The 13479-nt window shown below is 67.0% G+C and carries 11 protein-coding genes; 7 read left to right on the plus strand and 4 right to left on the minus strand.

Going from position 1 to position 13479, the window contains the following annotated elements; all coding sequences use genetic code 11:
* Positions 1 to 11: 11 nt before the first annotated feature.
* Positions 12 to 1406, minus strand: coding sequence for a magnesium transporter (gene mgtE / locus ACFC06_RS10180; protein ID WP_375929439.1), 1395 nt, complete (start codon positions 1404 to 1406; stop codon positions 12 to 14).
* 378 nt (positions 1407 to 1784) lie between these two features.
* Positions 1785 to 2177 (minus strand): hypothetical protein, encoded by a 393-nt coding sequence (locus tag ACFC06_RS10185; RefSeq protein WP_375929440.1) that lies wholly within the window; start codon positions 2175 to 2177, stop codon positions 1785 to 1787.
* Positions 2178 to 2365: 188 nt separating this feature from the next.
* Between ACFC06_RS10185 and ACFC06_RS10190 the strand changes: the two genes are divergently transcribed.
* From ACFC06_RS10190 to ACFC06_RS10220, 7 genes are all read left to right on the plus strand, one after another.
* Positions 2366 to 3358 carry an LLM class F420-dependent oxidoreductase gene (locus ACFC06_RS10190; protein ID WP_375929441.1) on the plus strand — a complete coding sequence of 331 codons (993 nt, stop codon included), beginning with the start codon at positions 2366 to 2368 and terminating at the stop codon, positions 3356 to 3358.
* A 137-nt stretch (positions 3359 to 3495) separates the two neighbouring features.
* Positions 3496 to 4164 carry a hypothetical protein gene (locus tag ACFC06_RS10195; RefSeq protein WP_375929442.1) on the plus strand — a complete coding sequence of 223 codons (669 nt, stop codon included), beginning with the start codon at positions 3496 to 3498 and terminating at the stop codon, positions 4162 to 4164.
* Positions 4161 to 7397, plus strand: coding sequence for a CHAT domain-containing protein (locus ACFC06_RS10200; RefSeq protein WP_375929443.1), 3237 nt, complete (start codon positions 4161 to 4163; stop codon positions 7395 to 7397). Before ACFC06_RS10195 ends, ACFC06_RS10200 begins: the two co-directional genes overlap by 4 nt.
* Positions 7398 to 7406: 9 nt before the next feature.
* Positions 7407 to 7880, plus strand: coding sequence for an RDD family protein (locus ACFC06_RS10205; RefSeq protein WP_375929444.1), 474 nt, complete (start codon positions 7407 to 7409; stop codon positions 7878 to 7880).
* A gap of 135 nt (positions 7881 to 8015) precedes the next feature.
* Complete coding sequence (locus tag ACFC06_RS10210) at positions 8016 to 9518, plus strand: cellulase family glycosylhydrolase (RefSeq protein ID WP_375929445.1); 1503 nt, start codon at positions 8016 to 8018, stop codon at positions 9516 to 9518.
* A gap of 225 nt (positions 9519 to 9743) precedes the next feature.
* Entirely contained in the window at positions 9744 to 9905 is a 162-nt protein-coding gene (locus ACFC06_RS10215) for a hypothetical protein (protein ID WP_375929446.1), read from the plus strand.
* A gap of 116 nt (positions 9906 to 10021) precedes the next feature.
* Complete coding sequence (locus tag ACFC06_RS10220) at positions 10022 to 10474, plus strand: RDD family protein (protein WP_375929447.1); 453 nt, start codon at positions 10022 to 10024, stop codon at positions 10472 to 10474.
* A 63-nt stretch (positions 10475 to 10537) separates the two neighbouring features.
* Here ACFC06_RS10220 and ACFC06_RS10225 read toward each other — a convergent pair whose 3' ends face one another.
* Together ACFC06_RS10225 and nrdE are read right to left on the minus strand one after the other, a co-directional pair.
* Positions 10538 to 11314 carry an NUMOD3 domain-containing DNA-binding protein gene (locus ACFC06_RS10225; RefSeq protein ID WP_375929448.1) on the minus strand — a complete coding sequence of 259 codons (777 nt, stop codon included), beginning with the start codon at positions 11312 to 11314 and terminating at the stop codon, positions 10538 to 10540.
* Between the two features lie 32 nt (positions 11315 to 11346).
* Positions 11347 to 13476: a class 1b ribonucleoside-diphosphate reductase subunit alpha gene (gene nrdE / locus ACFC06_RS10230; protein WP_375929449.1), complete on the minus strand. Its 2130-nt coding sequence runs from the start codon at positions 13474 to 13476 to the stop codon at positions 11347 to 11349.
* Positions 13477 to 13479 lie beyond the last annotated feature (3 nt).

Raw genomic sequence — 13479 nt, forward strand, 5'->3', positions numbered from 1 at the left:
CGAGCGCCGAGTCAGATCCCCAGCACCAGCTTGGCGGTGGTGAAGTAGATGATCAGCCCGGTCGCGTCGACCAGGGTGGTCACCATCGGCGCCGACACCACCGCGGGGTCGATGCGGATCCGCTTGGCCAGCAACGGCATCGTGCCACCGATGGTCGCCGCCCAGCCGCAGATGATCACCAGTGTGATCGCCACGACCACCGCGATCTTCGGCCCGACGAACAGCGTGCCGATGAGCAGACCGGCCGCGGCGAGCATCCCGCCCAGCACCAGGCCCACCCGGCATTCCCGCCAGATCACCTTGAACAGGTCCGAGCCGCGCACCTCGCCGACCGCGAGCGCGCGCACACACGCCGTGGCCGCCTGCGCGCCCGCGTTGCCGCCCGCGCCGATCAGCAGCGGGATGAACAGCGCCAGGCTGGCCGCCTGCTCGAGCGTCGCGGCGAACACATCGGTGACGCTGACGGTGAGCGTGGCCGCGAACAGCAGCAGCATCAGCCACAACGCCCGGTAGCGCGCCAGCTGGAACACCCCGGCGGCCATGTAGTGGCCCTCCCAGGGCGCCGAACCGGCCTGCTTGGCGACGTCCTCGCTGTCGGCGGCCTCGAGCACCTCCATCGCGTCGTCGATGGTGAGCAGCCCGACCACCCGGTCCTCGCTGTCGACGACGACCAGGTTGATGTCGTTGGTGGAGCTCATCAGACGCGCGGCCTTCTCGGCGGAGTCGGTCGCGCGCACGAAGGCGGGTTCGGTGACGACGAGCTCGGAGACCATGGCGTCGGGCGCGTGCAGCACCAGTTCGCGCAGTTCGACGATGCCGGTGAGCCTGCGGCCGCGGTCGACCACCGGCAGCGTGTACACGGTCTCGGCGTTGCCGCCCTTGGCGCGCACCCAGGTCAGCGCCTGCGCCACGGTGAGGTTGTCGGGCAGGGCGACGACCTCGGGGGTCATGTAGAGCCCGACCGAACCCTCGGGGTAGCCCAGCAGCGCGGCGGTCATCCGGCGCTCGCGCGGGCTCAGCCCGGCCAGCACCTTCTTGGCGACCTTGGCCGGCGCCTCGCGCAGCATGCGGGCACGGTCGTCGGGGTCCATCGCCTCGACCAGGTCACGGAAGCTCTTCTCGCGCAGGCCCTGCAGGATCTGCTGCTGGTCGACCGGCTCGAGTTCCTCGAACACGGTGATCGCGCGGTCCTTGTCCAGCAGCCGGAACACCACACCGGCCTGCATGGCGTCCATGCGGGCCAGCGCGTCGGCGATGACGTGCGGGGGACGGTTGTCGAGCCAGTCCATCACCCCGGCGACCCGGTGGGTCTCGACGATGTCGCGCACCGATTCGGACAGGATCGCCAGCGCCTCGGTCACCGAGTGGTCCTCGGTGCTCTGCTGGTCCGAAACCGCTTCGGGCACAACGGAATCGACGGTTACATGACGTACTTCGACGAGATCGGTCTGCGACATGGGACAGTCCTCTGGCGCGTGGGCGCGCACTCCGGCGACAGCGCCGCGGGAATGCTACGAGTGTGGATCGGGGAACGGTGGCACACACCGCGGGCGTCCACCGCCACGGCCATCACGCACGACCGGCACGAACGAGCCGGGAATCAGTACGAGGACGAAGGGGCGACGCCGCGCGGCCTTCGACTGGGGGGTTCGCTGCGCATGGCAACACCACCTCCTCGTCGTCGCTGCCGACCCACGGCCGGACATCCTTCACTTCGTAGCCTACATGCGATGCGCCGACGTTTCACCTTGGCACTGTCGTACCACTGGCCACAGTGGCCCCGCTCACCCCGGAAGGTCGGCGCCGAGGGCGCGTTCCACCGCCCGCCAGTCCGGCGCGTGGGTCACCCAGTCCGGGGCCGGGTCGGCCTGCGCGCCGAACAGATACAGGTGCGGGAAGTGTCCACGCAGGTGGCGATGGACATCGAGCCGGTCGTCGATCATGTGCGTGATGCCCAGCTCGATACAGTGCGGCAGCTTCCCTGCGCGCGTGCGGCAGAACCGCAGATGCGCACGGGGTATGCCCGTGCGCGCGGCGAAATCGTGGTGGTCGAGCCATTGCCGGGTGCGCTGCTCGATGCGGGGACCGCATTTCGAGATCACCCAGACCCGGCCCTCGAAACGGGGCACCAGCGCGGCCAGCACATCCAAGGCATCGATGGTGGGTGGGGTGCGCATCGCCTCGGCGAAGCCACCCGAGAGGAAGAGTGTGTCTGCGCATTCCCCCGCGCCTGGCGCCAAGCGGTTTTCCGCCCATATCCGCCGGTCCGGGATTCGGCGCGGCGCGCGCACAACCGTTGCCCGTTGCCGCGACAGTGGGGACAGTGGGGGCAGCGGTTCCCGTCACTCACTCCGAGGAGAAACCTGTGCGCTTCGGCATCTTCGTCCCCCAGGGCTGGCGACTCGACCTGGTCGGTATCGAACCGGCGGACCAGTGGGCGGTGATGCGCGAGCTGGCCCAGCGCTTCGACAGCGGCGCCGACTGGGAGTCGATCTGGGTCTACGATCACTTCCACACCACCCCGGTCCCCACCGACGAGGCGACCCACGAGGCGTGGACGCTGATGTCGGCCTTCGCGGCCACCACCTCGCGCGTGCGGCTGGGCCAGATGTGTACGGCCATGAGCTACCGCAACCCCGCCTACCTCGCCAAGGTCGCCGCCACCGTCGACCTCATCTCCGGCGGCCGCGTCGAGATGGGCATCGGCGGCGGCTGGTACGAACACGAATGGCGCGCTTACGGTTACGGCTTCCCGTCGGCCGGTGAGCGTCTCGGCCGGCTCGACGAGGGCGTGCAGATCTTCCGCCAGGCCTGGCAGACCGGCCGCGCCACCCTCGACGGCAGGTACTACCAGGTCGACGACGCCATCGTGCACCCACGACCGTTGCAGGAGAACGGGATTCCGATCTGGGTCGCCGGCGGCGGCGAGAAGAAGACGCTGCGCATCGCCGCCAAGTACGCCGACTACACCAACTTCAGCGGCGACCTGGCCGAGTTCGCCCGCAAGTCCGAGATCCTGGCCGAGCACTGCGCCGAGGTGGGCACCGATTTCGCCGCCATCACCCGCAGCTCCAACTTCAACGCCGTCGTCGGCTCCACCGAGGCCGAGGTCGCCGACCGCCTCGCCGCCGTCGTCGACCGTCTCACCCCCTTCCTCGGCGCCGAAGCCGCGGAAACCCGCGTCCGCGAGCAGTTCGCCACCAGCGCCGCCACCGGCACCCCGGAGCAGATCGTCGAACGCCTCACCGCCGTCAAGGATCTCGGCTTGGCCTACACCATCGTCAACTTCCCCGAAGCCGCCTACGACACCTCCGGCATCGAACTGTTCGAACGCGAGGTGATCCCCGCCCTGCGCTGACCGGATGCGCTGGCGGACAGCCGGTTCCGGCGAACACGCCGTACGAATCGGAAACGCCGCCCCGGGGTAACGCCCCCACCGATCCCGCGGATCTCCCTTCTGGACCTGGCGTGTGACAGGTCCGGAAGGGACCCCGAATGAGTGAGATCCTGTCCGTCGAACTGCTCGCCGCCGGTTCGACCGTCCTGGGCGCCGTCTACGCCGCCGGACTCCAGCTACTCGAGGCCCGGCGCTCCCGCACCCGCGTCCAGCACCTGACCCAGGTGATCGCCGAGGGCGGCGAGAACACCGAGGCGCCGGTCCTCAGCGCCGACAGCGAACAGCGCCCCGCCGAGTGGAAGCACGACTGGCTCGAGGCCGCCGCCCGCAAACGCTCCGACCTCGACATCCAGAACCACGCCAGCGCCCAGCAGCAGCAGCGGATGACCACGATCGCGAGTCTGCTCTGCGGTGCCATCGCCATCGGCGTCATCATGTACGGCCTGATCACCGGCGACCCCGGCGATCCGCAGGGCCTCGCCACCGTCGCGGCCGGGCTCCTGCCCGGAGCCGCCAGCGGCCTGCTGTTCTGGCAGTCGCGCGGGGCGAGCGAACGCGCCGACAAGTTCGCCGACCGGATCTCGACCACGGCGGCACGGTCGGAGGCTCTGCGCATGTCCGCGACGATCCTCGACCCCGGCTCCCGTGACCGGTTCGCCACCGCTGTGCTGCTCAGCATCGCGTTTCCGGAGTTGAGCGGGCAGGAGATCTGGCGGATGGCCGAGAGCATCGATGCCGAGGGTGAGGGAGAACAGGGGGCGCGATGACCTCGGTGGTGCGCCGGGGTGTGTTGTGGCTGAGCCGGTGGTCGGTGGTCTGGTCCGGGCGCAAGTTCACCGAGGCCATCGCCGCGGGCGAACCGCTTTTCGACAGATCCGCGGGATCGTGGCGGTGGGCACGCCCAGCGCCGTTCACCTTCACCACCGCGCCCGCCACGCGGTTCGCCGAGATGTCAGCACTGCGCGCTGCCTTCGGGGCCGAGTCCTCACAGCACTGGCTTGTCGGCACAGCGTTCTATCTGTACCGGTACAACGACGACGCGCACATGGCCGCGCACCTGCTGCTCGAAGCGGCCTACGGTTTCCACCGCGACGACGAAGCGCTCGCCCGGCAACTCGTCGACGCCGCGCGACGGTGCACCGATATCGACGTGTGCGCCCAGCTGTCTGCTCTGCTCGACATCGTCGCGCTGGTGCTGGACTACCGACAGCCGCACCTGCTGTCCGACAGCACGGTCGAGGTTTCCCCGGCCCGCGCCGCGATCATCTGGTACCTGGCCGGCCTCACTGGCACGTATCCTCGGCAGGGCGTGTTGGCCGAGCTGCTTGCCACCGAGTACGGCTATAGCGCCCCGCACTGCGACGGGAGCCCGATCGCGGTGCCACTACCGATGCGCCGCGGTGCGCATGTGCGGGTCGCACGGAAGATCCGCCGGGCCCTACGACACCACGACTACCAGCGGGCGGGCGAGATCGCCGGGGATTTCGCCGATTTCGCCGGGGCGGCCGTCGATCGCGACATCGCCTATCGGGAGTTGCGCACGCTGGTGCAGTTGCTGTCGTCATTAGGCCACCACTGGCTTGTCCTCCGCGTGATGCACACACTGATGCTTATCGGCCGGGACTTCTCCGTCCTCGGCACCGAGGCAAGGATCTGCGCCCAGGTGGCCAAAGCCTCTCAGCACGCGCAATACCGGCTGGCGGCACAGGCACTACAGGCGGAATGCCTGACACGTGCGGATACCGACTCGGCGATGCGCGAAGGCGTGGACATCGTCGCGAAGGCGCTCGCCGATCCCGATATCGACAACTACCCGGAGATCAAGGTCGAATTGCTGTGGTGCGGCTATTTCGTACTGCACAAGATCGGCCTGTATCACCAAGCGCTCGGTTGTCTGGGCCCGATCGCCGAGCTGGATCCCTCGCCTTTTCGCGAGCTGGCTGTCCGGTGGGCCAGAATCGATATTCTCAGCCATCTGCAGCTGCATGTCCCCGACACCGAACTGTGGGCACTACGTGACAAGGCCGTGGCCGAGAACAAGACGCGCTGGCTCGCCGAGGTCGATCTGCTGATCGCGCGTATGACCCAGGTCAGCGCACCGGAGAGCGCGCAATTCCATCTGATCCTCGCTACCGAGGGATTCCGGCGTGCGGGGGCGTGGGGCGACCTGGCACGCTGCCTGTCCGCGATCGGCCAGCGCTGGGTGGCGGACGGGGCGTATCTCCCGGCGACCACGGTATTGATCGCGGCGATCGATCTTTGCCTGCGCCGCAAGGACTACGTGCTGGCGGCAGAGATCCGCGCCGATCTCGGACAGGCGATGTTCCGCTGCGGCGAGATCGGCTTCGACGAATATCGCGACGCGGTGATAGCGGCGACTCTCGATCAGACCAGCGACGGAAAGATCGTGACCATCAACAAGTTCCTCGACGATATCCACGAGAAGCACCCGAGTGACGCGTTCGGGCTCGCGACCGCGGCCCTGTCCGGCTACGCGACCTGGTGGGCGCGGCAGGCCATGACCACCTGGCGCGCGGGTCTGCTCGGGCAGGTGGAATTCCTGCGGCACATCGCATTACAAGCGGGCTTTGCCAGCGAACAACCTCGAACCGCGATAATCGAGCTGATCATCGAAGGAGCATCGCAGAGCACACCGGCCCAGCACGAGACCCCCGAACCCCTCCCCGACGAGCACCTCCCCCATCCCGTCGATTCCGCTGTCGCCGATGAGATCGCTGATCTTCTGGGTGGCTCCGACGAGCGGCAGACCCTCATCGAAGACGCGCGTCACCACCACATCCCACTGAGCCCGCCGATCTCGGTCTCGCTCGGCCACGGTGAACACAGCGACACCGGTTTCTGCCTACCGACGCTGGCCACGGAAGCCGGACGCGCGCGCTGGATCTGGTGGTCACAATGGGAATACGGTGACAGTCTCTATCACGCCGTCGTGACGAGTACCGGTGTGCACGACGCATCGTGCACACCGAAATCCGCTGTCGCCGAGGCGATAACGGCATACCGCAAGGTCCTGCCCCTGGCCACCCGAGACGACGACACCGACTACCGCGCCATCATCAAAGCGGCATCGGCGGTTTCGCCCGCCGAGGAACAAGTCCTCGCCGAGGGCGTGTCCGCGGCCCTGCTGCCCGACACCATCCGCGCTTTCCTGACCGAGTCACGTGAGCCGACAACCCTTTTCGTGCAGCCGACCTGGCTGACGGCTCAGCTCCCCCTCGGCCTTCTTCCCCTCCCGGACGGCCGCGTCCAGGACCATTGCGCCCTCAACTATTGCCCGTCACCACTGCTGATGACCCGAGCCCGTCCGGGCCGCGAGAACGCCGAGGGCAGCGCGCTCATCCTGGACCCGGGTGGCGAGCGACTGCTGGGCCGTCACCCCCGCGACATCCCCCTCCCCGGCGACCTCCGCGCGGTGTTCATCGGCGACCACCTCCCCCGCTGGGCACAATCGCGGCTGAAGGCCCACCAGCCGACCCGATCCAGTCGGCAGAACATCAGGGACGCGCTCACCGAATGTCCCCCGAAGAAGATCGTCTTCGCCGGTCACGCCTCGCTCGCCGACAGCATGTCCCCCGGCCGAGCCGCCTTCGTCCTGGCCGACGGGACGATCTCGGCCGCCGCGTGGTTCCAGGATCACACCGCGTTCCCCGTCGCCGACGAGCTGATCATGATCGGCTGCGACAGCTTCGCCACCCGGGCACTGGAACCGCTCGGGCTGGCGACCGCGGCGCTGGCGGCGGGTGTCGGGTCGATCGTGTCCAGTGTCTGGCCGCTGCCCAATACGGACGGAATGTGGAGTGCCGCCGCCGAACTCGTCGACCTGACCGATACCCACGCGTTTCCCGACGCGGTGCGGATCATGGGGCAGAACCGCTTGCGGCGATGGCAGCGCACGGGCGATCCGGCGATGCATCCGCTCAACTGGTCGGCGTTCGTCGCCACGCAGGCAGCGGGTGCCGGTCGGCCGCCGGTGGAATAGCCTGGGGGCATGAGCGATCCGGGGGCGGAGCGGCGTGAGGCGGCGGCGCTGGCGAAGAGATATCCACGACGCGACGACGGCACGCTGCGCCTCGGGCCCGAGGTCGATGCCGAGGGCAAGCCGACACCCAGCCCGAAGAGCCTGTCCGCCAGTCGTTCCGACGGCAGCAAGCCAGTGCCTGCCGTTGTCGCCGCCGTGCTGGTCGACTGGACGCTGCACATCCTGGTCGGGGTGGGCGTGTGGCTGACGCTGCGGCCGTTTGGGCCCGGGACGGCGATTCTGTACGGACTACTCGCCTGGATCGCGGTGTCGTTCGTCCATCGGACCGTGATCCAGACTCTCACCGGTGCCACGCTCGGCAATGCCGTGTTCGGCCTTCGGCTGCGGCATCCCGACGGCAGTGCGCCCTCGCTGGAGCGGCTGATCGCGCGCTGGTTCACCACGCTGCTGCGGACGATCGGCGAACTGATCTCGCTGCCCTGAGAGCGCCGCTCCGGCAGAGACTTTCCTCGATGTGTCCTTGACCACACCCGAGGTCTCCGGCTATGTTCACTCGCCAACAGAACTGGACATGCGTTCAAATGAACACATGTCCATCTGCGGAGTCGAGGGACGCGGATGATCGAGACAGCGAGGCGCGGCCGGGCCGTGCGATGGATGGCGGCACTGGCGCTGGTCGCCGGGATGGGGATGACCGGGAGCACGCCGGTCGCCGCGGAGCCGGGAGTCGCGCTGACTCCCCTACGCGCCCAAGGTGCCGAACTGATCGACGGCTACGGACGCACCGTGCTGCTGCACGGAGTGAACAACGTGGACAAGTCCGCGCCATATCTACAACCCGGCGACGGCCTGACCCTCACCGACGCCTCGGCGGCGATCCTGGCGCGGCACGGGTTCACCACCGTGCGGCTCGGCGTCTCCTTCGACGGCCTGATGCCGACCGAAGGCGTGGTCGACACCGCATATCTGGATCGGGTCGAGACCGTGGTGGACACGCTCGCCGCGCACGGCATCTACACCCTGCTCGACAACCACCAGGACGGACTGTCGAACATCTGGGGCGGCAACGGTTTTCCCGAGTGGGCGATCAGAGCACGTCCCGGTGACGGCGAGCCGAATCCGGGCTTCCCGCTCTACTACCTCATGCCGAGCATGAACGCGGGCTGGGACGAGGTGTGGAACAACACCCACGGCGTGCTCGACCATCTCGGCACCGCGCTCGGCGCGCTGGCCGAGCGCATGAACGGCCGCGCGAGCGTGCTCGGCATCGAACTGCTCAACGAACCATGGCCCGGCACACCGTTTCTCACCTGCTTCCCCAACGGCTGCCCGGACTTCGACGCGAAATATCAACGCGCCCTGCAATACCTGACCGACGCGGTGCGGGCGCGGAACGCGGCGGTGCCGGTGTTCTGGGAACCGAACGTCACCTGGAACGAGACCATGCCCAGCCATCTGGGCAAGAATCCGCCGATCACCAGCCCGAACATCGTGTTCTCCCCGCATGATTACTGCATCCCCAGCCAGCTCGCCATCTACCTCGATCTGCCCGAGGAACTGCGCGCGGTGTGCCCGGTGCAGCAGGACAAGACCTGGGCCAACATCGATTCCTTCACCGCCCGCACCGACATCCCCACGCTGGTCACCGAATTCGGCGACGGCGACCCGACGGTGCTGCACAACACCGTGTCCCGCGCGGACGAGCGGTTCGTCGGCTGGCACTACTGGCATTACAGCGCCGGCGACGGTGACCCGTTCCGCGGCGAACTCGGCAAGCAACTGGTCCGCACCTACCCGCAGGCCACCGCGGGCACCCCCGACAAGATGGTGTTCGACTCCACCACCGGCGATTTCGCCTACCGCTACCGGCCACGCGCCGCGTCGGCACCGACCGAGATCTATGTCTCCGACCTGGCCTATCCGGACGGCTACGAGGTCCGGATCAGCGGCGGCCGGGTGACCTCGGCGGCCGGGGCGCGCATCGTCACGGTGGAGGCCGACGGCAGCGAGCCGGTCACGGTCCACATCCACCGGCCGGGTTCGGCGGGTGCCGAACTGCCCTCGGGTAGCGGCACCGGATCGGCATCGGGATTCCCCTGGTCGACCGGTTCGGCGGGCTGATCCGGCTGACACGGACCCGCTACCGCTTCTCCGGGAGCGGGTCCGTGATTCCCCAGCGGAACTCGACGGACTGCCAGTGCGCGCCGGGACCGAGGGCGGCGAGTTTGCGTTCGCTGTATTCGCAGCCGCACCCGGCGCCGAAGCGCCGACCCAGTTCGGCGCCGTAGACCTCCGAAGTGAAGACCGCGTCGACGGGATCGGGACGGCGTCCCGGAAGAAGGCCATGTGCGCGGCCCAGATGTCGGGATCGTCGAGATCCATCAGGGTGTCGTCCACTGTCCCGACAACGGAAATGCCTGGCTCCGGGTGGATTTCGCGCATTCAGCGCACCCGCTCGGCCAGGGGATCGACTTCACCGAGGACGCGCAGACCAGCACCGTGAGCTGATCGCACCGGGCCGCGGCGGTGCGGAATATTGGTCGTTGAGACGACAATTCGACCGGAGGTTGCGGTACAAGGACTGCAGCGGGTGCCTGTTAAGCGCGGTGCACCACGCTGACCCCATGAGCACTGCAGCACCGATCCGGCCCGCGGCGCGACACGGCCGATACGAGCGCGACGCCGACGGACGACTGGCCTACGTCCCCCGCGAGCCCGCCGCACCGGCGTCTCCGAAGAGTGAATTCCCGCTCACCGGAACGACATCCAGCGGCGCGGAGACCGGCGTGATCGCGGCTTTCCTCATCGACGCGATCCTGCACGCCGCCATCGGCGCCACCGCCTGGTACCTCGCCGCCGGCCCCACCGCCGTCCTCTACGGCCTCGCCGCCTGGCTCGGCGCGTCCTTCCTGCACCGCACGATCATCCAGCACCTCACCCACACCACCATCGGCAAATGCTCCTTCGGCCTGCGCCTGCGCCGCGCCGACGGCACCCGCCCGTCCCTGTGGCAACTCGTCACCCAATGGTTCCGCGGCGGCTGGTCCTGCTTCGACATCTTCGGCAGCATCGGCTGACTCAGCCGGTATATCGCTTCCGGTGCTGTCCGGCGGATCGCTCGCCGGGGCCCGCGATCCGATTCAGCTCTCGGTCTCTGGATCGTTCCGGCGTGACAGGTCCTCGACGCAATACGTACAAGACTCTTTGAACACGCCCTTGTTCGTGTGGTGGCGGGTGTGCGCGTTGCGCTTGCTCGACGGCATCGGTCGACCTTTCCGAACGGCAGACATCTTCGCCCGGGTTTCGGCGCTGGCCGTCTTTCCGAAGTTCGGATTTCCGGCACCCATTCTCATCGCGGAGAGACGCCGACGTGATTCCTCGGACATCACCCGGCCGAACGCAGGGTGTTCCGGGCCGAACTTCCCGTAGTTGGGGTTTGCTTCGCCCGCGTTCGTACCTTTGCGCTCGATAGACCATTTCGCCCGCTGCGCCGCCGAGTGATTGTGCCCGAAGAAGGGGGCAGCTTCGCCGAATCGATGCACACCCGGACGGCCGGTCGACCGAATCCGGGCAGCCTCCCGCATCTCCTCCGTCCAGACCACCCCGGTCGGCCCGAGTCCACCATCGGCAAGGTTGAGCAGTGGCTGGCCTTCTCTGCGCAGATAGGCAATCCAAGCAATCTCCGCGCGTCCCAGATCATCCAGTCCGTAGACCCAATCGAGGATGTCAGCGATCACGTCATCGCGATCCTGCTTTCGCAGCCAGTCGTAGAACGGGGTCTTCCGACCTTCACGAGCAACCTTGAAATGTTGCCGGAGCCGCACCTTCTCCGACTTCGTTGTCAGCCCGATATACCTGTAGTCGTACTCGGCACGGAGACGAACGCCGTAAATCACACCGTGACATGGCTTTTCCATCGTCCCCCCGTGCCGAGTCGGTTACCGGACATTCACAATGCGCAGCTGACGCAGCCCTCCACGGACGTCCCTTCGAGGGCCATTTGACGCAGACGAATATAGTAGAGCGTCTTGATTCCCTTGCGCCAGGCGTAGATCTGGGCCTTGTTGATGTCGCGGGTGGTGGCGGTGTCCTTGAAGAACAGGGTCAGCGACAAGCCCTGGTCCACGTGCTGGGTAGCCGCGGCGTAGGTGTCGATGATCTTCTCGTAGCCGATCTCGTAGGCATCCTCGTAGTACTCGAGGTTGTCGTTGGTGAGATACGGGGCCGGGTAGTAGACGCGGCCGATCTTGCCTTCCTTGCGGATCTCGATCTTGGATGCCACCGGGTGGATCGAGCTGGTGGAGTGGTTGATGTAGGAGATCGAGCCGGTCGGGGGGACGGCCTGGAGGTTCTGGTTGTAGATGCCGAACTCCTGGACCGAAGCCTTCAGTTCGCGCCAGTCGTCCTGGGTGGGAATCTGGATGCCCGCGTCGGCGAAGAGCTGGGCGACCTTGGCGGTCTTGGGTTCCCACACCTGGTCGGTGTACTTGTCGAAGTACTCGCCGGAGGCGTACTTGGACTCGGCGAAGCCGCCGAAGGCGCTGCCGCGCTCCTTGGCGATCAGGTTCGAGGCCCGGATCGCGTGGTAGACCACGGTGTAGAAGTAGATGTTGGTGAAGTCCACGCCCTCTTCGGAGCCGTAGTGGACGCGCTCACGGGCGAGGTAGCCGTGCAGGTTCATCTGGCCCAGGCCGATGGCGTGGGACTCGTTGTTGCCCTGCTCGATCGAGGGCACCGAGTAGATGTGGGTCTGGTCGGAGACGGCGGTCAGGGCGCGGATCGAGGTCTCGATGGTCTGGCCGAAGTCGGGCGAGTCCATGGCCTTGGCGATGTTGAGCGAGCCCAGGTTGCAGGAGATGTCCTTGCCGACCTTGGAGTACGAGAGGTCGTCGTTGAACTCCGAGGGGGTGGAGACCTGCAGGATCTCCGAGCACAGGTTCGAGTGGGTGATCTTGCCCGCGATCGGGTTGGCCCGGTTCACGGTGTCCTCGTACATGATGTACGGGTAGCCGGACTCGAACTGCAGCTCGGCGATGGTCTGGAAGAACTCGCGCGCCTTGATCTTCGACTTGCGGATGCGCTTGTCGTCGACCATCTCGTAGTACTTCTCGGTGACGTCGACATCGGCGAACGGCTTGCCGTAGATGCGCTCGACGTCATACGGCGAGAACAGGTACATGTCCTCGTTCTTCTTCGCCAGCTCGAAGGTGATGTCGGGGATCACCACACCCAGTGACAGCGTCTTGATGCGGATCTTCTCGTCGGCGTTCTCGCGCTTGGTGTCGAGGAAGCGGTAGATGTCGGGGTGGTGCGCGTGCAGGTACACCGCGCCCGCGCCCTGGCGCGCGCCGAGCTGGTTGGCGTAGGAGAACGAGTCCTCGAGCAGCTTCATGATCGGGATGACACCCGAGCTCTGGTTCTCGATCTTCTTGATCGGCGCGCCGTGCTCACGGATGTTGCTCAGCAGCAGGGCGACACCGCCGCCACGCTTGGACAGCTGCAGCGCGGAGTTGATGGAGCGACCGATCGACTCCATGTTGTCCTCGATGCGCAACAGGAAGCAGGACACGGGCTCGCCGCGCTGCTTCTTGCCGGAGTTGAGGAAGGTGGGGGTGGCGGGCTGGAAGCGGCCGTCGATGATCTCGTCGACCAGCTTGCCCGCGAGCACCTCGTCACCGGCGGCCAGGGTCAGCGCGACCATGACGACACGGTCCTCGAAACGCTCCAGGTAGCGCTTACCGTCGAAGGTCTTGAGGGTGTAGGAGGTGTAGTACTTGAACGCGCCGAGGAAGGTGGGGAACCGGAACTTCTTGGCGTAGGCCTGCTGGAACAGCTGCTTGACGAAGGGGCGACCGTACTGGTCGAGCACCTCGGCCTCGTAGTAGTTCTCCTCGACCAGGTAGTCGAGCTTCTCGTCCAGGTTGTGGAAGAAGACCGTGTTCTGGTTGACGTGCTGCAGGAAGTACTGGTGCGCGGCCTCGCGATCCTTGTCGAACTGGATCTCGCCGTCGGGGCCGTACAGGTTCAGCATGGCGTTGAGGGCGTGGTAGTCCAGGACCTCGCCCGCGTCGGCACGCACCGC

The organism is Nocardia sp. NPDC056064 (genome assembly GCF_042266925.1).
Taxonomy (GTDB): Bacteria; Actinomycetota; Actinomycetes; order Mycobacteriales; family Mycobacteriaceae; genus Nocardia.